The organism is Faecalimonas sp. LCP19S3_D12 (genome assembly GCF_052121495.1).
Lineage (GTDB): Bacteria > Bacillota > Clostridia > Lachnospirales > Lachnospiraceae > Faecalimonas.
This window is the reverse complement of the sequence record NZ_JBQKED010000006.1, coordinates 1-22,967: the sequence shown is the minus strand read 5'-3', so window position 1 is coordinate 22,967 and position 22,967 is coordinate 1. Positions and strand designations below refer to the sequence as shown.

Annotated in this window: 24 protein-coding genes and 7 tRNA genes; 8 read left to right on the top strand and 23 right to left on the bottom strand. The window is 39.7% G+C overall.

The genetic code is table 11. The features are described 5' to 3' along the window. Positions 1-4: 4 nt before the first annotated feature. The 8 genes from ACTQXY_RS03000 (at position 5) to ACTQXY_RS02965 (ending at position 4,778) form a co-directional block, all read left to right on the top strand. Positions 5-916, top strand: coding sequence for a conjugal transfer protein (locus ACTQXY_RS03000; RefSeq protein ID WP_441658209.1), 912 nt, complete (start codon positions 5-7; stop codon positions 914-916). Positions 917-1,080: 164 nt separating this feature from the next. Next, positions 1,081-1,275, top strand: a complete 195-nt coding sequence (locus ACTQXY_RS02995; protein WP_441658208.1) for a helix-turn-helix domain-containing protein — start codon at positions 1,081-1,083, stop codon at positions 1,273-1,275. Positions 1,276-1,279: 4 nt separating this feature from the next. Next, positions 1,280-1,765: a DUF6773 family protein gene (locus ACTQXY_RS02990; protein WP_441658207.1), complete on the top strand. Its 486-nt coding sequence runs from the start codon at positions 1,280-1,282 to the stop codon at positions 1,763-1,765. A 2-nt stretch (positions 1,766-1,767) separates the two neighbouring features. After that, on the top strand, positions 1,768-2,010 hold the full coding sequence (locus ACTQXY_RS02985) for a hypothetical protein (protein WP_441658206.1): 243 nt from the start codon (positions 1,768-1,770) through the stop codon (positions 2,008-2,010). Positions 2,011-2,270: 260 nt separating this feature from the next. Next, positions 2,271-2,699: an RNA polymerase sigma factor gene (locus ACTQXY_RS02980; protein WP_008787630.1), complete on the top strand. Its 429-nt coding sequence runs from the start codon at positions 2,271-2,273 to the stop codon at positions 2,697-2,699. Next, a complete protein-coding gene (locus tag ACTQXY_RS02975; protein ID WP_032512201.1) occupies positions 2,692-2,931 on the top strand; it encodes a helix-turn-helix domain-containing protein in 240 nt (79 codons plus the stop codon). Before ACTQXY_RS02980 ends, ACTQXY_RS02975 begins: the two co-directional genes overlap by 8 nt. Positions 2,932-3,305: 374 nt before the next feature. Then, entirely contained in the window at positions 3,306-3,509 is a 204-nt protein-coding gene (locus tag ACTQXY_RS02970) for an excisionase (RefSeq protein ID WP_116441539.1), read from the top strand. Between the two features lie 78 nt (positions 3,510-3,587). Beyond that, a complete protein-coding gene (locus ACTQXY_RS02965) occupies positions 3,588-4,778 on the top strand; it encodes a tyrosine-type recombinase/integrase (protein WP_441658205.1) in 1,191 nt (396 codons plus the stop codon). A 162-nt stretch (positions 4,779-4,940) separates the two neighbouring features. Here the strand turns inward: ACTQXY_RS02965 and ACTQXY_RS02960 are convergent, their stop codons facing one another. The 23 genes from ACTQXY_RS02960 to ACTQXY_RS02850 all read right to left on the bottom strand — a co-directional run bounded on the left by ACTQXY_RS02960 (position 4,941) and on the right by ACTQXY_RS02850 (position 22,955). Then, positions 4,941-7,457, bottom strand: coding sequence for a right-handed parallel beta-helix repeat-containing protein (locus ACTQXY_RS02960; protein ID WP_441658204.1), 2,517 nt, complete (start codon positions 7,455-7,457; stop codon positions 4,941-4,943). Between the two features lie 156 nt (positions 7,458-7,613). Then, positions 7,614-10,022 carry a glycoside hydrolase family 38 N-terminal domain-containing protein gene (locus ACTQXY_RS02955; protein ID WP_441658203.1) on the bottom strand — a complete coding sequence of 803 codons (2,409 nt, stop codon included), beginning with the start codon at positions 10,020-10,022 and terminating at the stop codon, positions 7,614-7,616. 31 nt (positions 10,023-10,053) lie between these two features. Continuing rightward, entirely contained in the window at positions 10,054-11,790 is a 1,737-nt protein-coding gene (locus tag ACTQXY_RS02950) for a DUF8485 domain-containing protein (protein ID WP_441658202.1), read from the bottom strand. A gap of 6 nt (positions 11,791-11,796) precedes the next feature. Then, positions 11,797-12,696, bottom strand: a complete 900-nt coding sequence (locus ACTQXY_RS02945) for an ROK family protein (RefSeq protein ID WP_441658201.1) — start codon at positions 12,694-12,696, stop codon at positions 11,797-11,799. A 5-nt stretch (positions 12,697-12,701) separates the two neighbouring features. After that, the gene (locus ACTQXY_RS02940; protein ID WP_441658200.1) at positions 12,702-13,421 is read right to left on the bottom strand and encodes a UTRA domain-containing protein; all 720 of its coding nucleotides are present in this window, start codon (positions 13,419-13,421) and stop codon (positions 12,702-12,704) included. 181 nt (positions 13,422-13,602) lie between these two features. Then, positions 13,603-13,682, bottom strand: a tRNA-Leu gene (locus ACTQXY_RS02935). A gap of 65 nt (positions 13,683-13,747) precedes the next feature. Next, positions 13,748-13,820: transfer RNA gene (locus tag ACTQXY_RS02930), tRNA-Lys, on the bottom strand. Between the two features lie 10 nt (positions 13,821-13,830). Then, positions 13,831-13,902: transfer RNA gene (locus tag ACTQXY_RS02925), tRNA-Gln, on the bottom strand. A gap of 9 nt (positions 13,903-13,911) precedes the next feature. Beyond that, positions 13,912-13,985 (bottom strand) — tRNA-His (locus tag ACTQXY_RS02920). A 7-nt stretch (positions 13,986-13,992) separates the two neighbouring features. After that, positions 13,993-14,066 (bottom strand) — tRNA-Arg (locus tag ACTQXY_RS02915). Positions 14,067-14,110: 44 nt separating this feature from the next. Continuing rightward, positions 14,111-14,181: transfer RNA gene (locus ACTQXY_RS02910), tRNA-Gly, on the bottom strand. A gap of 4 nt (positions 14,182-14,185) precedes the next feature. Further along, positions 14,186-14,260, bottom strand: a tRNA-Pro gene (locus ACTQXY_RS02905). 112 nt (positions 14,261-14,372) lie between these two features. Continuing rightward, entirely contained in the window at positions 14,373-14,852 is a 480-nt protein-coding gene (locus ACTQXY_RS02900) for a YfcE family phosphodiesterase (protein WP_441658199.1), read from the bottom strand. Beyond that, entirely contained in the window at positions 14,849-15,448 is a 600-nt protein-coding gene (locus ACTQXY_RS02895; protein ID WP_441658198.1) for an XTP/dITP diphosphatase, read from the bottom strand. Before ACTQXY_RS02895 ends, ACTQXY_RS02900 begins: the two co-directional genes overlap by 4 nt. A gap of 15 nt (positions 15,449-15,463) precedes the next feature. Further along, complete coding sequence (locus ACTQXY_RS02890) at positions 15,464-16,612, bottom strand: THUMP domain-containing protein (RefSeq protein ID WP_441658197.1); 1,149 nt, start codon at positions 16,610-16,612, stop codon at positions 15,464-15,466. Positions 16,613-16,728: 116 nt separating this feature from the next. Then, positions 16,729-16,914, bottom strand: a complete 186-nt coding sequence (locus ACTQXY_RS02885) for a hypothetical protein (RefSeq protein ID WP_022250133.1) — start codon at positions 16,912-16,914, stop codon at positions 16,729-16,731. Between the two features lie 251 nt (positions 16,915-17,165). Next, positions 17,166-17,612: an HAAS signaling domain-containing protein gene (locus ACTQXY_RS02880; protein ID WP_441658196.1), complete on the bottom strand. Its 447-nt coding sequence runs from the start codon at positions 17,610-17,612 to the stop codon at positions 17,166-17,168. Positions 17,613-17,679: 67 nt separating this feature from the next. Beyond that, positions 17,680-19,803, bottom strand: coding sequence for a glutamine synthetase III domain-containing protein (locus tag ACTQXY_RS02875; protein ID WP_441658195.1), 2,124 nt, complete (start codon positions 19,801-19,803; stop codon positions 17,680-17,682). 138 nt (positions 19,804-19,941) lie between these two features. Next, positions 19,942-20,805, bottom strand: a complete 864-nt coding sequence (gene fba, locus ACTQXY_RS02870) for a class II fructose-1,6-bisphosphate aldolase (RefSeq protein ID WP_441658194.1) — start codon at positions 20,803-20,805, stop codon at positions 19,942-19,944. Positions 20,806-21,282: 477 nt separating this feature from the next. Beyond that, on the bottom strand, positions 21,283-22,221 hold the full coding sequence (locus ACTQXY_RS02865; protein WP_441658193.1) for an N-acetylmuramoyl-L-alanine amidase: 939 nt from the start codon (positions 22,219-22,221) through the stop codon (positions 21,283-21,285). 41 nt (positions 22,222-22,262) lie between these two features. Beyond that, positions 22,263-22,490 carry a holin gene (locus ACTQXY_RS02860; RefSeq protein WP_441658192.1) on the bottom strand — a complete coding sequence of 76 codons (228 nt, stop codon included), beginning with the start codon at positions 22,488-22,490 and terminating at the stop codon, positions 22,263-22,265. Positions 22,491-22,496: 6 nt separating this feature from the next. Continuing rightward, positions 22,497-22,796: a hypothetical protein gene (locus ACTQXY_RS02855; RefSeq protein ID WP_441658191.1), complete on the bottom strand. Its 300-nt coding sequence runs from the start codon at positions 22,794-22,796 to the stop codon at positions 22,497-22,499. A gap of 21 nt (positions 22,797-22,817) precedes the next feature. Further along, entirely contained in the window at positions 22,818-22,955 is a 138-nt protein-coding gene (locus ACTQXY_RS02850; RefSeq protein ID WP_441658243.1) for a CD1375 family protein, read from the bottom strand. Positions 22,956-22,967 lie beyond the last annotated feature (12 nt).

Genomic DNA, 22,967 nt, shown 5'->3' with positions numbered 1-22,967 from the left:
AAATATGTTTAAGAAGAATAAGAAACAAACAGAAACTATCAAAGAACCAAAAGAAAAAAAGGTGCGTACTGTTAAGGTAGGCACACATAAGAAAACCGTGATTGCGTTGTGGGTGGTGCTTATCGCAAGCGTAAGCTTTGGAGTGTATAAGAATTTTACGGCTATCGACCAGCACACCACCCATGAAAAAGAAATCATTGAGCTTCGCTTGCAGGACACCAACGGGATTGAAAATTTCGTGAAGAATTTTGCGAAGTCCTACTACACATGGAATAACAGCAAAGAAGCGATTGAAGCAAGGACGCAGGCAATCAACGGTTATCTGACAAAGGAATTGCAGGACTTGAATGTTGATACAATCAGAACGGATATACCGACCAGCTCCACAGTTACAAATGTGATTGTATGGAGTATTGAACAGTCGGGAACGGACACTTTTTCTGCTACCTACGAAGTAGATCAGCAGATAAAAGAGGGAGAACAGACAAACAATGTGAAAGCAACCTATACAGTAAAAGTCCATGTGGACGCTGACGGGGATATGGTAATCGTTCAGAACCCTACCCTTGCACCAGCAATCGAAAAATCGGACTATGAGCCAAAGACACCAGAAGCAGACGCAAGCGTAGACGCTGATACCGTAAACGACGCTACCGCATTTCTGGAAACATTCTTTAAGTTGTACCCGACAGCTACGGAAAAAGAGCTTGCTTACTATGTATCTGGAAATGTGATTGAGCCTATCGGCAGGGACTACCTTTATTCTGAATTGGTAAACCCTATCTTTACAAAGGACGGGGACAATGTAAAAGTCAAGGTAGCTGTGAAATTCCTTGATAATCAGACAAAAGCGACACAGGTATCGCAGTATGAGCTTGTGCTACATAAGGATAGCAACTGGAAGATTGTAGGATAAAAAGTCCATAAAGGTTGTTATACTCCCACATACTACTTATTGTTTTAATTTTGTTAGATACAATGAAATCTATAAATTCCATAATGTAATATATACTTGACATTATGGAATTTATAATATATAATTCATGTATAAACAGAAAGAAAGGAGCATTAAGTGAAATTGTGAAGAATAAAAGAATAAAAATTGCTAGACTTGAGTGTGATATGAGTCAAGAAGATTTAGCAAAAACAGTAGGTGTAACACGTCAAACAATCGGATTGATTGAAGCTGGAAATTATAACCCGACACTTAAACTTTGTTTAGCAATCTGTAAAGCACTTAATAAGACTTTAAACGATTTATTTTGGGAGGAATAAAAGCATGAAAACAAATAAAATTAAAGATGAACGTATCATTCAATTAAATAACAAAATTCAGAGTGAAGCATTTATTTTGGTTATTGCTATTTTAGCACTATCTATTTTTATAAAAGCATATATGCTAGATATGGGAGTACGAGAATATTTAACAGAAATGATTGTTATGATTGTTTCGATAGTGTATCTTTCAATCAGAGGTGCAATGGTTGGATACGGTTCTATGGATAACTTATATTTTGGGAAAAAAATTAAGGTAATTTCTACTTTACTATTAGCAGTTCTGATTACCATTTTTAACGGAATTAGAAATTATACTATGTATGGGGAAAAATATACTGGAATATTGGACGTACATTTTCTTGCTGTAATAGGTATTACTTTTATTTCTTCTCTCATTTTTGTTACTTTAATTTTGGGGGCTGTATATTCTATTGAAAAAATAGGACAAAAACGACTTGAAAAACAATTTGATAATGACGAGGAATAACTATGTTAGGGCTTAGAAAACGTGATATTAAAAAGACATTAAAAGCTGGTGCAAAAGCTGGCAGTGTATCATTGTCTGATGTTCGGGCGGATATTGAAGCAACGATTGATGAAGCTATGAATAGCACCGACCCAGAAGTGCAGGCAAATTTCAAAAAGTATTTTGGAAATAAACGCCCTACACCAGAAGAATATATTTACAAGATTACGAAAAAAACAAAGGGTAATAAAAATCAAGTGCTGTAAGGGGGCTTGGGTCATGGAAAGTTTTAAGCATAATCTTATACGGTCATACACTACCTAACAGCATTTTATCAACAACTGAATATCTCACAGCTTTAATAGCTCGTACAGACTATATGTTTTGTGCGGGCTTTTTTTGTACCCGAAAAAATTTTTTCACTTTTTTTCAAATTCATGCAACAAATCACACCTTGCTGTACAGATATGGTGCGGAAAGAGGGATAAACACTTTTCACGTCATAACGGAAAGGGGGTGTGATGATATGAAACCGTCGGACTTCCAAAAGACAATACAATGTCAATTTGACTGCAAGCTCAAACGTGTAGTGAAAGGCATTGTCCGTAATTATCGCAAAGAATTAAAGCGACGAAGAAATAAGGAAATTTCCTATTGTGAACTTCCAGAAATCGTCGTGGAAAAGCTGGCAGTCTGGGACGAATACGAAAGCGATTATACCGCCTTTGATGTATGTGGTATTGAGGTTCGTGTCCTTGATGATGATTTAGCAGAAGCGATTAAGTATCTGTCTGAAAAAGACAGAGAAATCTTGTTGATGTATTTCTTCTTAGGCATGAGCGATACAGAAATCGGCGACAGATTAAAGATTAACCGTTCAACGTCGTTCCGAAGTAGGAAGAACTCACTTGAAGAAATCAAGAAAAAATTAAAGGAGAACATGAATGATGAATAACACACGCCCGTCATTTTACCTTATCTCGTCGGCTGTGGACGGCAACGTAAATTCGATTGAAAAGATACTAGCATTGTATGACCCGTACATATCAAAATGTTGTTTGCGTCCGTTCTACGACAGATATGGTAATGTCTGCATAGTCGTAGACATGGAATTAAAAGGACGTATCAGAGAAGCACTTATCAAAATGATTTTGGACTTTGATATTCCTTTAGAAACCGAAGAATAACAAGCAGTAATCGCAGAGCATGATTTGTTCAATCCCCTCTTTCCTGCTCTGCACCTGCTTTTACATGAAAGCAACACGCTTTCGCCACAGCTCTTTGACAACTGAATAAAGCAGACAGATACGTTTGTGAGATAGCGAGCCACGGGGACTGTACGCCACGACCTTTTCAAAAGAAAGCGAGCGACCCACGCAGTGATCCGAGAGCGACTGTTGGAAAAGTCGTTTTGCCACGACCTATCCTCACAGAATAATGATACGTCCGCATGGTGCGGTTCTGCCCACAAGAATGGGAATAGTTGAGATACTAACGGAGCTTTCCAAAGCCGTCTGCCTGCTTGTAAAAAATGATACACAGTAAAGGGGGTGCATAGATTATGAACAATACTGATGTGCCTATCTGGGAAAAATATACGCTGACGATTGAGGAAGCGTCCAAATACTTCCGCATTGGCGAAAAGAAATTGCGTAAATTAGCCGAAGAAAATATTGACGCTGGCTGGGTTATCGTGAACGGTAATCGTATTCAGATTAAGCGAAAAAAATTTGAAAAAATCATAGATACATTGGACGAAATCTAATGTCATTGAGCCGTAGATATGGTATAATAAAGTATAGCGTATCACGGCTCATTCCATGACGGAAAGGAGCTTTACACTATGTCTAATGCGAAACGAAAAGACAGTAAAAATCGCAATTTGCGTAATGGAGAGAGCCAGCGAAAAGACGGAAGATACGTTTATAAATATACCGATATATACGGAAAGCCACAATTTATCTATTCTTGGAAACTTGTACCGACAGACAAGACACCTGCTGGAAAGCGTGATGATATTTCATTGAGGGAAAAAGAAGCACAGATAAAAAAAGACCTTAACGACGGTATCGACACAGTCGGCGGTAAAATGACAGTCTGCCAACTCTACGACAAGAAAAACAGCCAAAGAAAGAACATCAAAAGGGCTACTGAAAAGGGACGACAGTATCTTATGAATGCTCTGAAAAATGACCCATTGGGTATGAGGGCGATTGATACTGTTAAGCAGTCGGACGCTAAAGAATGGGCTATCAGAATGAGCGAAAAAGGATATGCCTATAAAACGATTGATAACTATAAGCGTTCCTTGAAAGCTTCATTTTACATGGCGATACAAGACGACTGTATCAGAAAGAACCCATTTGAATTTAAGCTAAGTGATGTTCTGGAAGATGATACAGAGCAGAAAGTTATCCTTACACCAGAGCAGGAAGAACGCCTGCTTGCCTTTATGGAAAAGGACAAGATTTATAGTAAGTATTATGATGAGGTTGTGCTTCTGCTGGAAACGGGACTTCGTATTTCTGAATTTTGCGGACTGACGACGCATATTGATATGCAGAACAGAATACTCAATATAGACCACCAGTTATTGAAAGATAGCGAAATGGGCTACTATATTGAAACACCAAAGACCAAAAACGGAAAACGGGAACTTCCATTGACAGAACGGGCTTATCAAGCAATCCAAAGAATACTAAAGAACAGAGGAAAAGCACAACCGCTGATTGTAGGTGGTTACAGCAATTTCCTATTCTTAAACCGTGAGGGCTTGCCTAAAGTTGCAGGAAACTATGAGGGTATGGTGCGAGGATTGATTAAGAAATATAACAAGTATCACACGGATAAGTTACCGAACATCACACCACATTCATTCAGGCATACTTATTGTACGAATATGGCAAATAGAGGAATGAACCCAAACACCCTGCAATATCTCATGGGACACGCTAACATAACCATGACACTTGGCTATTACGCACACGGTACATTTCAATCTGCAAAAGCGGAACTGGAAAGACTGGCTTGTTAATATCGGAGCTTATATTTACTACTCATTTACTACTTTTGGTTGCATTTTCATGCTGGTAAATGCCAGCTTATGCAAGGTATCTTCCAAAAAGAAAATACCGATAAAGCCCTAAAATACGGGATATATCGGCATTTACCAACTTATGAAAAGATAATCAGAAATTTAGTAAGTTTTTATAATAGAATCTTGATAACGCGGTACTACATAGATCCCACCAAAACTTTCTGGTTTTTTCTCGAAATAAAAATCAAGAGTAAGCATAACATCAGACCAATTTGCATTTTTTGAAATTATGGTATCTGCCCAATTTGAACTCAACTTTAATACTTTAGAACCATCTTCTTTTTCTTCAATACTTGCCCTGTCTGATATTTCATTGTAGTTTTTTGCTGCCTGATCCTGTTCTTTAAGGTTTCCAATTTCATAGGAATCGAAGTCATCTTCAAATAATGTTTCTTTAAAGTTTCCAATTGTCAAAATATCACTTCTGTTCGTGTCTGTCCCATCAGCACATTTGACATAAACTCGTCCTGTAACAACACCACCTGGAATGCGGAACAAAATTTGTTCTTCTGTCCAACTGATAATATTCCCTGACGCTTTATCCACAACAATTTCTCCATCTTTTCCCTGAAGAATAATCTTTCCTGTTTCTTTTCCAAAGTTTCCTTCCAAAAGAACTCTATCTCCGGTCTCCGGGAACTCCGGCGCTATCATAGAATTTAATTCTTTTGGAATAATGCAACTGTATTCATCTTGTACCCCTGTCTGTGCTGCTAATTCAGTTGGATATCCATCCATATCAGGAGAAATATTAAAATAATTATTATCCTTAATTACCGGATGATCATTTTTATAACCCCATGTGTATTCTCGGACGTTATGATTGAGCGGAACCTGAACATTGTATGTAATATTTTCTTCCACAGTCATACCGCCGCTTCCTTGATCCAAATAAATACCTCCCGGCCATCCGACATTATCATGAATCAGATTATATCTAATACTTGAATTCGGCATATCTCCGAGTGTGTAAATTCCTGCTCCGTCATGTAATTTCATCATACAGAGTGATACATCATTATATTCGATTACATTATTTCTGGAAACCGCTGCATCGCCAACAGGAAATACCGGATAATCTGCCGGAGTTTCATCATCGCCAAAGCGTCCTCCTTGATCCCAATATCCCCATCCCCATCCTACGGAAATTCCAGAATACGCAACATCTCGAACTGTATTATGTGTAATGACTGTGTGATCTGTATAACCTACAGTAATACCAATACTTCCCTTATACTCTGTTCCTATTCCATTGAAATAGTTATTTGTTATTGTATTATCTTTTGCAATGAGTCTGTCATCATGTGTATGGTTTTCTATTGTCATGCCCTCTCCTGTATACGGATGTGCATCATCAATATTTACACCACCAACTAAAATACCGCCTGCCGAAATATCTTTAAACACACACTGCTGCACTACATTTTCTACAGTTCCCTGTAAAATATTGATAGCAGCAGAACCAAGATTTTGGAAATTACAACCTGTAATTGAAATTCTTTCTGCCATCTTCACTTCAATAGATGCCTGCGGAATCATTGAGTACGCATGCATATTATAGGTTTCTTTTGGGTCATGTGCAAAATTTGCCTGCTGCTCCGGCCATCCGTGTGTACTCGGATAAAGCCACGTATTATATTCAAAATTTAATCCTTCAAATGAAATATCATGTACCTTATCATTCACCTCACCTTCTACTGTAAAAAACTGTTCCGTTGTCGGAACGATTACTTCTGTCTCACTCATCTTCTGCCCTTTTTTAGGCATATAATAAATTTTCTTTTCTTCCTCATCGAAATACCACTCACCAGGTTCATCTAATAGTTCATATGCATTTTCAATATAACTTGGTAAATTTGCCTGAACTCCTCCTGCAATCTGACTCGTGCGGAAAGAATCTTCTTCCATTCGAATAAAAATTTCAGAATCACTCATCTTCTCCACACTGTCAACCGGTACAATTCGATGTGCCCAGCTAATATCGTATACAAATTCCAATGTCTCTGGATTTTTCCAATCCAGTATATTCAAATTGTCGACCTTATATCCGCTGTATGCATCATGGTCTCCATTGTAAGTTGTATAAACTTTTTTGTCTCCATAACGAGTAATATTGCCTTCAACATTTCCTCTGGCTCGCACTGCCATCTCACCATCTACATATACTTGCCTTGTGTCAGTAATATCTTTTGCATCTGCGACCATTAATCCTGTTCTCTGTGCATCTCCTGCATCTTTCCACCCTGAAATTTCTACCCCCGATGTAAATATCGGAGTCTCTCCAGGAACTGCCTTATAAACGACTTTGTGCCCATTTGTTCCTGAATCTTTGGCAGAAAAAGCACTTTTTTCCTTTACAAAGTATTCTCCCCCCTCAAAGTAAACAATAATATCTCCACTCATATTGTCGTTCATTGTCTGAACTTTTTTTCTTGCAGATTCCATACCATCCAAAGGATCTGCTTTTGTTCCAGATGCATCTGGATGTCCATTTGGTGATACATACAGCTCCTGCATCACCGAAGGCTCTGCTGCTTCACTAATAAAGCAATCTGCCGGAACACTGCTAGCCGCCATTGCAATTGCCAAAAGAGTTACAACAATCTTCTTTCTCATACTTTCTTTCCTTTCTTTTTAAATTTTGTTAGGTATAAATTAATTGTATCTATAGCAATGGCATTTCACAATTTTACACATTATACTTTTCTTTTTAAAATAATAGAATTCAGAAAATAGAATACAGAAAAAGGAGCTCACTCACAGCTCCTTTTTCTATAAAAATTCACAATTTGTCCGTTGAAATGAGAATAATCCACGGTTCATTCTCCGCGCTAGTTCTTGTACTATCTTCGGATTCTTTTCTTCTACTGAAAAAATACTATAACGATATTGATGGAATCCTCCTAAATCCACTTTGAAATTCGTCTCCCAAAAATTATTCATCACCCAGGAATATAACATATCACTGTTTTTCTCGTTTTCTCCTGCAAACTGAATTGGATGTGCTTTGATATTCCCCAAAGCAATCAGTGGTGTATCCGGAGTGGCTACCAAAACAGTTCCATAATCTCCTGTATACCATACTCCATTTTGAATTAAATAAAAATCAATACAACTGCCTGGAAGCTGATCTATCCTCGGACGTATAACCGCTCCCGTCTTTTCTAGCCAGCATACATCTTTCTCTCCCGCCGAAAACGGAAGCGAAAGATACAGATTCTCTGGATCCCAATTACTTTTTTTATGCACTTTCAAATCCGCATCTATTTTCGGAAAATTACGATAAACAGTGAGCGTTACCTGACATATTTCTGTCCCTTCCAAGTCATACTCTATGCAAATACGGTCAAACACTTCTCCACTTTCAAGTATGCGCACGTTCATAACGTTTCCCACATATCGTTTTGTGGAAATACTCTTTCGATTTCTTCCCATCTCTTTTCGTACACGGTACTGATCTGCATCTGCTACCGGGGTATGTTCATATATAGGTGTAAGCGGTGCATAGCTTGCATGTTCTCTCAAAAGGCTGATCCCTCTGTTTTTATCAAACATCTCCTGAATTCCATACTCTTCATCAATGCAGATTCTTACCCACTGATTTTCCAGGCACCACGGTGATACGACAATTCCTTCCTTCTCATATTCAGATGGCATATCGCAGATTCCTTCTGCCCCATATGGCGTACGCATTCCCCCTGTAGGATCAAGTTCTTCCTCTCTCCGCTCCAATCGATAACATCTTTTTTCTTTCGGACTCAATTTCACCTGCAAATAAATTCGATCCCCTCTGGAAAACTTCTCGCTCTGATATCGCACAACTTTTCCAGTTGCCATATCTCTAATCACATCTGCTTTTCCCAATGTTTCTTCCATCTCAAATGATACAATATCCTCAACCTCTTCCTCATCCGGGTTCATTACCACAAACTCACTGCTTCCCTGTCCATACAAGGCCGGAGTGGCTCCATTCTTCTTTGCAATTTGAAGAAGCGCTTTACTTGCCGCCTCATGGGCGCGCTGTGCATAGAGCCCTTTTCGAAGCTCTAATCGGTTAACTCCCGGATCAAACGGTTCCACAACAGAAGCAGAATGTCCCCATGTATGTTCAGCATAAATCATCATGTTTTGCTCTGACTCTTCAATCACTCTCGCATTTTCTAAACCATCGCAATCTAATTGTTTAGCCAGACTTAGCCTTCTTTGCGCCTCTCTAAAATGCTGCACATGAACCGGAGTAGAACCTACCCCATCTGCCCACCAGTCCGCCCAGTCTCCTCTGTACTTCGGAAATTCTTTTTTCTCATTCTCCGCTCGCAACCTTTCAAAAAATTCATCAAGCGTTACCATTTTTAATGTAATGTCTTCTCCATAGAGTTCATTATGTTCTTTCACAAACTCTATTGTAAACGGACTCGGACAGGCATTATCTGTAAAATATCCAGACAACCCTAAAACAGTAAAGTCATAAGCATATCCCTGTTCTTTGAGTGTCTTTACATAGTTGTGAATCCTCAACTCTGCTTTCTCTACATTTTCGGCCTCCATTTCACCCAAACCATCCAGACATGTATACTCTTTCGCAACTAACTTGCTAATTCCCAGCTCATTTGCAACTTGATAATGGTCTCCAAGCCAAACCAAAACCTCTTTTCCAGACGGCGTAATCCACCAAAATGGAGTCTGCTTTTTAAATAATGGATATCTTCCATGATGTGTATGCACAAAACTTAACAAGTTGCGAACCCCTGCTTTTTCTAATGCGTCTGAATACCCCCAACTATACCCATTGATATCTGCCGTCATCGCACTCTCTACTAAAACATCTTCTCTGCCACTTTCTTTTTGTGGTTTCTTCAAATACGTTTCAAGCACCTCTTGGTCAATCAGTTCTGTCATATTCACATAATTGGCAGATAGCCCAATCTCTCCACTTTTTACATACTTCCAAAATGCTTTCTTTTCTTGTTCCGAAGCAATCTTCAAAAACTTTTCTACTGCCCACCAACATTCGCATTGCCAGACAAATCCAAGCCACTGTGGACGATCCGAATGTGCCTTGTTCAGAATCCATATTGCGTGACGTATATAGTAAACATGGTTTTCTTCTATCTGTTCCTGATAGTCTGTGTATCCAATATCTGTATGGCTATGATGTATTAAATATATTGTAAATGGCATATCTTTTCCTCCTACCTAAATATTCTCACTTTTAGCGTACTCTTGCACAGATTACACCCACTTTTTCGCCTGTCTTTGGTCGTAGTATGTATTCTTTTACCGATGCCGGAACAATAAAAGTCTCTGCATAATGCACCTCATATGGCTCAAAGCTGCCATCTACACTGTGCACCGTAACAGCATCTCCTTCTACAAGATTCAACATATTCACACTATCTTTCGTCTCAACTAGCACATCTTTCTCTGTCCAGATTCGTGTCGTCTCAATAAATTCTCGTTCATGGAGACCTGTTTTTTCTATTTTTACCCCTTCCTCCTCTTTTTGCAGTTTCACTTGTCCAACCAAATGTTCCATTACCCACTTCGTGTCTCTGTCCCACTGGATGTTCGCAAGTCCATGCTCAATATGTGTCGGTCTTGGAAGTCCATCAAGTCCTACTCTGTCCCAGTCCCAGAGCTTAAATGTAAAAATATAAGGAGTTGCACTGATTTCCAGTACCATTGTCCCTGCTCCTGAACAATGTACTGTTCCCGCCGGAATCAGAATATGATCATGCTTTTTCACCGAAATTTTATTAACGTATTGCTCTGCCGGAAAACTAATTTGACCATTTTGCGCTGCATACAGCTCCTTTGCCATCGCTTCTTTGTCAATTCCTTCTTTTAATCCGAGATACACATATGTATCTTTTTCCTCCGCATCCAATATATAATAGCTTTCATCTTGCGTATAACGCATATTGAATTTTTCCTGAATATATTCTGTCAATGGATGTACCTGCAATGACAAATTCTGCCCCTCCATCGTATCCAAAAAATCAAATCGAATCGGAAATTCTGCCCCGAACCTTGCGTGGACATGCTCTCCTAACAATTCATGCGGACAGTAAAATACAACATCGATTGCCGGCACCTGGAGTACTGTTGTTCCAAAATCTAAAAGAATGCTGTTCTCTTCCGGCACTCCATCAAAACTCCACGCATAGTTTTTCTTACTCTCATCTAGACCGCAGACTTTTTTCATCCACTGTCCGCCCCACACTCCCGGATCAAAATATGGAACTACCCGGAACGGCTGTCCTGCCACTTGCTTTAACCCTTGGCGAAACGCATTTCCCGTCGCCATATTCCATACACCTTCTGTATTCGTGTCCAAAACAAAATCAATACGGTTCATCAGCTTTTTCTTAAGTTTATCCGCAATTCGCCATTCAATAAAATATCCTCGCTTATATTTACTTAAAATCGGAGCTTCTGAATTTTCCGTATTCCAATTCGACATGCCAGCACGATAGCGCAGCTGAATCTCCCATCTTGCCATATCGCAATAAACAAGAACATCTCCTTCATGTATCAGACTCGCACCTGTTCCGCAAATCACAACAAGTCCTTCTGTTTCTTCTACCTGTTTAGCTGCATCTTTTAATTTTTCTTGGTCAAAATAATCTTCCAAAGAATGTGTTGTATAAATTCCAAATACCCTGTCATCTGTCAGCTCTCTTTCCATCATTTGATCCAGAACTTCTCCTTCATACGCACACGAATCTGAATCAATCCACAACGCCACCGACAGTCCTTCGAGCAATGTGTTAATATCTTCTTTCCGCACCCCCGGATAACACTCCAATGTCAAAATAGTTCTTTTCCCTTTTCGTTTCTCTACTGCCGCTTTTAACACAGAGCACACTTTATCTCTTCCGCTCCACGCTTCACTTTCATATCCTAGTATCTCTATTTTGGGATTTTTATCATAGTTAGTTTTTATCATTTCTTTCTACGTCCTCTCTTCTATTAATATTCTATAAAGTCCATTAAAAGTTGTCTCAGATGTTTTTGTAATCACTTGAATCTCTATCTTCAGCTCCTCACACATTTTTACCAATATATCTCCAAAAAACGAAAAGCTGTTCATAATCTGACCGCCTAAAATACAAACATCCGGTCGAAACTTCACAAGATATGGTTCTACTGCTTCTTTTAACAATCTTCCAAATTGCTGATATGCAGCCACCGCCTTTGGATCACCCTTCTCCACACATTTTGCAAGTTCTGCACCTTCCATTGCTCTCCCTGTAAATGTTTTTGATAATTCCATAATCCCTCTTTTCGATATCCAATCATCAATCCTTTTCCCTCGAAAAGGCGCATCATATATCGCTCCATTTTCAGGCACTCCATCTTCTCCCTTCGGCGCTGGTTGACCATTTTTTATAAAAGCAGATCCGGCTCCTGTCCCAATAACGATCGCTATTGCTTTTCTTCTATTCCATGCTGCCCCTACCGCAAATCCTTCTACATCATTCACAAATACTATTGGCATGTCTTTCGGATTTTGAAACTGATTCTGAATCGAACTTCCGCAAATCCACTCTCGTATGGTTTCTCTAACATTCACCTGATAGATTGCATCATATTTATCTAGGTTTTTTAGTAGAGAAATTCCTCTCTCATAATCAAATTCTCCAGGAAACGCAAATGCTATCCCTTGTATATTCCCATGACTTTCCCCCGCTATAGTTCTAATTATCCAATAGAAATTATCCATAATTTCCTCTCTGGAACATTTTGCTTTTGACGGAGTTTTCAATATCTCAGACTTTTTTTCACCCAATTCATCAATCAGACAGCTCTTTATTTCTGTACCGCCTACATCCACCACAATATATTCTTTCACTCTATTCACCTCTTCAATTCAATCAAGAATTTACTTCGACCTGCCGGATAGTAGCTCTCCGCATACTCCATTGTTTCTCCATTTTTTAAGAAGCCTTTCGAAGCCACAAAAATAGTGGGCTCCCATGCACCTATTCTTAGTGCATCTCTTACTTCTTGCGCGGGCATACAGACTTCCAATATTTTACTGACATGGCAGATTGACATGCCATACTTTTCCAATGTTTCATACAAAGATACTTTTGAAAAATCTTGAGTATCAATCTCTGGAAATCGAAAAAGAGGGATATAGACACTTGTATACACAACTGGAATCTCTTCATTCGATCCACCTTTATTCTTTCGAATGCGAACCAGCTTTTTGACCTGCATTCCTTTCTTTATTCCTAATTCCCTTGCAATCTTTTCATTAGCAGCTATCGTTTCAAATTCTACTACTTCATTTACAAAAGCTCTTCCTTGCTCCTCCGCCTCTTTTTTATAGCTCGCAATAAAACTCGTGGAAGTATGAAGCACTTTAGGTTCCGTAACAAAGGTTCCGCTGCCTTTTACGCGACTCAAATATCCCTCTTGCTCCAGATCTTTCAATGCCTGCCTGACTGTAGGTCTGCTTACCTCGAAACGTTTTGCGATATTTTCTTCCGTCTCCAGTTTATCTCCCGGCATCAAATTTCCTTTTTCAATTTCTGCCAACAAATATTGTTTTATTTTTGTGTGCTTATGCATCTTCATGTCTTCGACATAACATGTGCCGAATTCCTCCTTCCCCTACAATTTTTCTTAATTATAGCAGTACAAATATAATTTGTAAATACTTATAATAATTTTATCACTATTTGTAATTACATTTAATTTTACACAAAAAAAGTCGCAACCCTTGATTTTTCAAGAATCACGACTTCTATACTGCGGATGACAGGAATCGAACCTGCACGGTCTCCCACTAGATCCTAAGTCTAGCGCGTCTGCCAGTTCCGCCACATCCGCATATCTGATTTATCGGAATATCTCCCGAAGAATAAATATGAACAAGCTTACGCTTGTCCATCCAGTGAAGCATCGGGGATTCGAACCCCGGACAACTTGATTAAAAGTCAAGTGCTCTACCGACTGAGCTAATGCTCCATAATAATTACTGGGCTAGTTGGATTCGAACCAACGAATGCAGGAGTCAAAGTCCTGTGCCTTACCGCTTGGCGATAGCCCACTATAGAAAGGTGGATAGTGGGACTCGAACCCACGATATCCAGAACCACAATCTGGCGCGCTAACCAACTGCACCATACCCACCACAAAGCGTGCTTGAAGGGATTCGAACCCCTGACCCACGGCTTAGAAGGCCGTTGCTCTATCCAACTGAGCTACAAACACACATTTGATTTCCTGTTCCCAAATCCTCTAAAAGACTTTAGGAAAGCGGGTGATGGGAATCGAACCCACGTATCTAGCTTGGAAGGCTAGTGTTCTACCATTGAACTACACCCGCAAAATCGGGGTGACAGGATTCGAACCTGCGACCTCCTGGTCCCAAACCAGGCGCTCTAGCCAAGCTGAGCCACACCCCGTTATTCTGTTTTTTGTTGTCATCTCCGTGACACAATAGCTATTATATATGCCTATCACGGAAATGTCAACAACTTTTTTAAATTTTTTTATTTTTTTCAACAGGGGATTATTTTATACGTATTTAAGCTCAAAATATGCCTCTCCTGCTACATCGATTTCCATCATCACAAAGGTCGGTCTTCTCCCCTCCTGACGCGGATAAGAAAGACTTCCCGGATTGATAACAATGACATCATCGGTAAAATCCAAATCCGGCTTATGTGTATGCCCATACATGACGATATCCGCCTTTCGCGCTCTTGCCTCTTCTTTTAATCGAACAGTCCCCATAGATACATAATAGTTATGTCCATGTGTGATGAATATATTATACTTTCCAAGTTTGAACTCTCTTTCCTTCGGCAAAAACGAAAAGAAATCATTATTCCCTGCAACTATATAAGTCTCGCAATCCGCCACTGCTTCAATGTAATGTTCACCGTTCTCCACATCTCCCATATGGATAAGTGCATCAATTTTTCCGACGCGTTCTAACACCGTATCTAAATTTCTGTGACTTCCATGTGTATCACTTACAATTAATACTCTCATAGTTTTTTCTCCATAATTTTACGCATTGCACGAAGTGCTTTCCCGCGGTGGCTCAGTTCATTCTTCTTCTCCGGATCAAGTTCTGCTGTCGTGCATCTGTATTCCGGTAGATAAAAGATCGGATCATATCCAAAACCATGTTCTCCGGCGATTTCATAGCCGATACGCCCTTCAATTGTCCCTCTGACTACTTCTGTAGTCCCATCTGGAAATGCCGCAGCCACTGCACAGACAAATCTCGCTGTACGTTTTTCATCCGGCACTCCTTTCAGACGGTCGAGCAACAAATTATTTTTGATATCATACGATGTATCCACTCCCGCATAGCGTGCAGAATAAATTCCCGGCTCCTTGTTCAGGTAATCAATCTCCAAACCTGAATCATCTGCAAGCACAACACAGTTACCGGCAAGTTTTGCAATCTCCGTCGCCTTGATCAATGCATTTTCTTCAAACGTGCTTCCATCTTCCACAACATCCACATCAATACCAGCTTCTTTCATCGACTGGATTGGCATTCCAAGGTCAGAAAGGATCATGCGGATCTCTTTCATTTTATTCTCATTACCTGTTGCAAATATAATCTTTGGTTCCATATTCGGTTTCCTCCTTTATTTCTTCTGTTTTGGTGGTTTCGGTCCCAGAAATTGATAAAAATACGTCTTCAGCATTCCATTGTAAATCTTTCGGTTCTTGTCCGCTTTTCTACCAAAATACTTTTCTGTATCCTCATAGCTTGTAATCATATACGCCGACCAGCTGTCCAAGTTGCGGAAACTGTCGCCAAACTCTTTATATAGTCCTGGAAGGTTCTCTTTTTCCTCCAAACGCTCTCCGTACGGCGGGTTTGTGATAATGAATCCATACTTTTTCGGATGGCGCAGATCTTTCACAGCACGCTCCTGAAAATGAATCAAATGCTCCACCCCTGCCTCTTTTGCATTTTCTCGTGCGGCACGGACAACGTCTCCATCAATATCGTATCCTTGGATATCTACCTCGATATCGTCATTTATGAGACTGTTTGCTTCATCAATGGCATCGTACCACGCTTTTTTCGGAATCAGATTGCTCCATTCTTCTGCGGTAAACGATCGGTTCATTCCAGGTGCAATATTCGCTGCAATCATCGCCGCCTCAATCGGAAAAGTTCCACTTCCGCAAAATGGATCGACAAGTATTCTGTCTCTCCTCCAAGGGGTCAGCATGATCAGCGCCGCCGCAAGTGTCTCAGTAATCGGAGCCTTGCTTGACAGTTGTCTGTATCCTCTCTTATGTAAAGAAACACCGGATGTGTCAATTCCGACCGTCACGATATCTTTCATCAGAAAAACGCGCACCGGATAAGAGGCTCCACTTTCTTCAAACCAATCCACATGATAATGTTCTCTCATGCGGTTTACCATTGCCTTTTTCATAATAGACTGAATATCGGATGGACTAAACAGTTTACTTTTTACCGATGCAGCCTTTGTCACCCAAAACTTTCCATCTTTCGGAACGTATTTCTCCCAAGGAATTTTTTTTGTATATTCAAACAGTTCTTCAAATGTAACTGCCTTAAAGCTTCCCACTTTCAGAAGCACTCTCTCTGCGGTCCGCAAAAATATATTCGCCCTACAGATTGCCTCTGCATCTCCATAAAATGATACCCTTCCATCTTCTACATTTGAAATCTCATACCCGAGATCCTGTATTTCTCTTTTTAACACAGCCTCAAGTCCAAAATGACATGGTGCTATTAATTCGATTCTTTCCATTCTCTTCCTCCTGTTTCTATATACTTTATATTACGTGTAAGGCGTCCCTCTGTCAAGAGACGCCACATATTAATAAAGATGGGAAATGATCACATTCCCCATCCCTTGCTGTCTAATTAATAGTTGTTGCTTTCGTTTCTGCTTGCATCAGATGCGCTTGCTTTATTCTTAGATGCATTTGAGTTTGTATTTTTGCTTGTTGTCTTGTTAGATGTCTTATTCTTGCTCTGTGCATTGCCATAAGAAGAAGTTGCGTTGTTGTTCATTGAATTGTTGTTTGTTGCATTATTATTTTTTGCCATTGTTTCATTCCTCCTGAGATTTTAATTGGTACAAACCTTATTATCTCTCATCCGAAATGTTTTATGCATTCAACTTTTACACAAATTACTTCTTAACAGTCTCTGAACCTGCTTAAGAAATTTTTAATTTTTAACTTGCTTTTTTTTCCAATTTATATTATACTAACTCTTGTAGAAAGCGATTTTCTACAACCCCTTATTAATTATTTATACTCCCCTCAAAAAGACCAATGGCTCCCCCATTGGTCTTTTTATTTTCGGCGGAGCATGTTGAAAATCGTCACAATCAATATCAAAGGAATTGCAATCGGCAACACAATCGAGAGAATCCCCAATATCAAAGAAATAATAAGAATAATAATAGCAATCACGCCCAAAATAACCGCGGCCTTCTTCCACCAGGTGTCTAGTCCAAACAGATGAATCTTTTGGCTTTGGTGTGTCTGTTCTTGATTGCTCCACACTTCCTCTGAATTGACACTTTCCTGAGTTCCACTCATCTTTTCCTCCAATAGGATTGTCTTGGCAATCACCCACGGATCTCCAAGCATGTTCATCACTTCCTGCTCCGATTTTCCACTTTTCATTTCCTCTTTGATATAATTTTTATAATATTCTACATTATCCTGAACCTGAGCTGCGCTCAATTCATTCTCCAATGCTTTTTTTAACTGTAATAAAAAATCACTGCTTCTCATACATTCACCTCCGTGTTGTTCTTTATATGCAGAATAACACAAAGGCTTCTATATGAAAAGCAGTTTTTTATACTTCGAACAGCAGATCACCGTAAGACGGCATCGGCCACATCTCTTTATTTACAATCATTTCCAGTGCATCTACCGGTTCACGCAACGTCTGCATTCCAGTCACGACTCTATCTTTGAAAAATTCCGCCTGTGCCGAACCTTCCTGCATCTGGCATGCCTCATCTGTCACTACAGTCAGATCTTTCAAAGCTTTTCTGGTCCGAGCTAGCAATTCGGAAGATTCTTTCAAAAGCTCTTCCTGCACATCTACTCCAACATCTCCACATACTTCACGCACCTGATTAATGGAATTTGCAAGAGAGGTAATATACTTGATTACCGCCGGAATAATATGTTTACTCGCAATATCGATCATCGCTCTCGCTTCTATATTGATTGCTTTTGCGTAAGTCTCGTATTTAATCTCTGCACGTGATTCCAATTCCGCTCTTGTGAACACGCCAAACTTTTCAAACAACTCGACGGTTTTCTCCGTTGTCAGATATTCAATCGATTCCACAGTTGTTCTAATGTTCGGAAGCCCTCTTCTCTTTGCCTCCTCTACCCATTCGTCGGAATATCCGTTTCCGTTAAATACGATTCTTTGATGCTCAGAAGCAAACTGCTTGATTAGATCATGTACTTTCATGTCAAAGTCTTCTGCTTTCTCCAACTCATCGCAGACTTCCTGAAATACTTCTGCCACAATCGTATTCAGCACAACATTCGGCGCAGCCACAGAATCTCTGGAACCCACCATACGGAACTCGAACTTATTTCCGGTAAACGCAAACGGTGAGGTACGGTTTCTATCTGTCGCATCTTTCGCAAAATCAGGCAAGGTGCGGACACCTGTCTGTAATTTTCCACCTTTCAGACTGTGAGTTGCCTCTCCTGTACTGATCAATTGTGAAAGTACATCTTCTAACTGTTCACCTAGATATACCGAAATAATCGCAGGAGGCGCCTCGTTTGCCCCAAGTCTGTGGTCATTTCCCACATCCGCAGCAGATTCTCTCAATAATTCCGCATGTCTGTCTACCGCTCGCAAAATACATGTCAGGACAAGTAGAAACTGGATATTCTCATGTGGTGTTTTTCCCGGATCTAAAAGATTAATTCCATCGTCCGTCGTCAGAGACCAGTTGTTATGCTTTCCGGAACCATTCACTCCTGCAAATGGTTTTTCATGTAATAAACAATGGAGTCCATGATGGTATGCAACCTGTTTTAACGTCTCCATCACAAGTTGATTGTGGTCAACTGCCACATTACATTGTGCATAAATTGGCGCTAACTCATGCTGTGCCGGTGCAACTTCATTATGTTGTGTCTTTGCCGACACACCTAATTTCCAAAGTTCTTCATTGACATCTTTCATAAAGAGCGCAATACGCTCACGAATTGCCCCAAAATAATGATCGTCGAGCTCCTGCCCTTTTGGCGGCATTGCGCCAAATAATGTTCTTCCCGTAAAAATAAGATCTTTTCGTTTCAGATATTTTTCCCGGTCAACCAAAAAATATTCCTGCTCCGCTCCTACTGACGGTGTCACTCTCTGAGAAGTTGTGTTGCCAAACAGACGAAGAAGTCTGAGTGCCTGTTTGTTGATTGCTTCCATAGAGCGAAGCAACGGTGTCTTTTGATCCAGCGCATCTCCTGTATACGAACAAAATGCTGTCGGTATGTAAAGGATCGCCCCCGTTCCAGTTGCATCTTTTTTGACAAATGCCGGAGACGTACAATCCCACGCCGTATATCCTCTCGCCTCGAATGTAGCTCTAAGTCCTCCTGACGGGAATGAGGATGCGTCAGGTTCTCCCTTGACAAGCTCTTTCCCCGAGAACTCCATCAACACCTTTCCATCTGACTTCGGTGCGGAAATAAAAGAATCATGTTTTTCCGCAGTTGCCCCTGTAAGAGGCTGAAACCAATGTGAATAATGCGTTGCACCTTTTTCAATCGCCCATTCTTTCATCTCATGTGCCACTACATCCGCAATCGACTGCTCTAATTCTTTTCCTTCTTGAATTGTTCTCTTTAATTCTTTATATACTTTCTTCGGCAAGCGCTCCTGCATAACAGAATCATTGAAAACATTTTCGCCAAATATCTCTGCTACATTTATTATCTCACTCATTGTTTCACCCTTCCCAGTTCATTCGTTTCTTCCAAAATATTCTCTTCTAAGATACTCTAATTTTTTTTAAAATGCAAGGAAAAATAAAGAAGGTGACGGAAATAACTTCCATCACCCTCGATTAAGAACTTGTCCTTATTAAGCTTTATTAACAGAACCAAATAATTCCATTTTTTCTTTTACAGTTGCTTTGATTGCCTCTGCACCTGGAGCTAATAATTTACGTGGGTCAAATCCTTTTCCCTGTAAATCTTTACCAGCTTCAATGTATTCACGAGTTGCAGCAGCAAATGATAACTGGCACTCTGTATTTACATTGATCTTAGCAACACCTAAGTCAATTGCTTTTTTAATCATGTCTTCCGGAATACCTGTTCCTCCGTGAAGTACTAATGGCATCTCTCCTGTAAGCTGCTGAATAGCATCTAAAGTCTCGAAGCTTAATCCTTCCCAGTTTTCTGGATATTTTCCGTGGATGTTACCAATACCTGCTGCTAGCATAGATACTCCAAGATCAGCGATTGCTTTACATTCCTTAGGATCTGCACATTCACCTTTTCCTACAACACCGTCTTCTTCTCCACCGATTGAACCAACTTCAGCTTCAAGAGACATTCCTTTTTCATTACAGATTGCAACTAATTCTTTTGTTTTTGCTACGTTTTCTTCGATTGGATAGTGTGAACCATCAAACATTACCGAAGAAAATCCAGCTTCGATACATTTCAAACATCCTTCGTAGCTTCCGTGGTCTAAGTGAAGTGCTACCGGAACTGTGATGTTCAGTTCTTCTAACATTCCATTTACCATTCCTACGATTGTCTTGTATCCCGCCATATATTTTCCAGCACCTTCAGATACACCAAGAATTACTGGTGAATTGCATTCCTGAGCTGTAAGTAAAATTGATTTTGTCCATTCTAAGTTGTTAATGTTGAATTGACCTACTGCGTAGTGTCCTGCTTTTGCTTTTTCAAGCATTTCTTTTGCTGATACTAACATTATTCTTTCCCTCCGATTCTTTACTATAAGTTTTGACGTTTCTTATTATAAACCATATTTTGCAAAAAAGAAACCCTTAAAACAAAGTATTTCAGGGCAAAAAAATATCCGCAGAAGCTTCTGCGGACACTTTTCAAGAAATGACTCCAAGGAACATTGATATACGTGCTTTACATTCGTTCTTATTCGTATACACTGCATTTTTCAACATTTACTATAGAGTTTGCAACAAGATTTTTAAGTAAGATTCACTCTTATTTGCCCTCTTATTTTCACTCTTATACCGAATTTGATACAATATATCTTTATATAGAAGAAACTCCGAAGGATACAATAAAAGAAACCGCTCCTCATGTCTCCGGGGTACGTTGAATAAGGAACGGTCTCTTTGTTTATTTCTACTTATAATATAACACTTGTGCATTTAATGTGTCAATAAGTTTTCGCCCCACCTCTTCGGAGATGGGGCTGTGTTATTTAGATTTTCTCGACTGATTTTGAATTGATAATAAAGTTGCCGTTTACGATATTCCCCATGTAACCACTATCCTGACTGATCAGCTGTGTACCTTTTTTAATTGTAATTGTAACATCTTCTACTATTCGAAGTTTTTCTCCCGGATAGATTACTGGCATGACATATTTACAGTGCATGTAGCCAACTGTACTGTTGTGTCTTACTTTAACTCCCTCTGTACCGTGATCTAACACAGTGATATGATCTCCTTTTTTCCCATTAATGATAACATTTTTAAATGTAACGTCATAAATTGGGCAATCCTCATTTAAATAAGCTGTTCCCGGTTTTATTCTTCTTACTGTATTCACTCCACTACCTCCTGTTGTACTGATTTTTTTGTTTAAGATTCCTTCCACGATTGCTTTTGCGCAGCGTTTTGCATCCCACACTTTTGCGTCGTCTGCATCATCGACAAAGCAGCACTCTATTAGTGCTGCAGGTGCTTTTGTACTGTTAAGCACTCTCAAGCCTTTGTCTATTTTTACACCTGGACACGGTGATGTGCTGTCACTTCGTAGAGTGTATCCAAATTCTTCTGCAATGTTTTTGGCGATTCGTTCCGCAATTTCTCTCATTCCGGTATCGTATATAATTACTTCGACGCCTCCCGTTTTTGTATCGCCGTGGTAATCATTCCTGCCGGAATTGAGATGAATGGAATAATCTCCATCTACCTTGTGAGCATTACACTTTGCAATAATTTTATTTAAACAACCTGTTTTCGTTGTATTTTCGTCGCAGGTGCAGTCGTAGACTGTATTTCCCTCTGCTCTTAACAGACGGATAACTTCGTTTTTTACGATCCTATCTTCCACAGATTCCTGCAAAATACCAACTGCACCGGATGCCCCCTGTCCTTGTGGACAGTGTCCTGCATGTACGTTATATGTTCCCATAATAAAATCTCCTTTTCTTTTAATTATATGTGTGAGGGCTATTATTCGCCCTCTACCTCCGGGATGCCTGCTACTGATGTAAGTGCACTAACTACCCCAGCAAGCACAGCCGCCGAGCATACATATTTCCAGTCTACCTGTCCCATTGCGGCTGCTGCACCAATACCGGCAATACCAGCCTGTGCCATTGTCTTAACTGCACGAATTCCCGCTGCCTTTAACCATCTCTTTGTGTCTACACTTGTTTTTAATACGCTGTTTTTAAACATATCTCATCAACCTTTCTTTTTTAAATGTAATTCATCAATCTCATGTTTCATCTTTGTTACCATTCCATTCCCGCCGAGTGCATGATAAGCATCATACATTTCTACAAAATTTTCATAGGCATAAGAAGGTATTTCTCCCTCTCTCATGTATTTTGTATGATACTCTATTAGCTGTACACGCAATAACAGCATTGTTCCGTGACTATTTGCATCTCTGTCTTTCTTCTGATTTTTAAGCAGCCATACAATGTAGCCAAGAACCGGCGTCATGATAGCAACACAGATGTCTATAATCATTTCCTGCATTAAACTTTTCCTCACTTTTCCTTATCTTTGCAAAATAAAAAGACCATTACGGTCCTTTTGCTCTGCCAGCTCCGGCACTTCCAAATCTACCAGTAACTCTTTTACCTGATCACGGATTTTTGCCGGTACATCTTCGATTTTCTTTTTCCCTTTTACAATTAATGTTGCGTA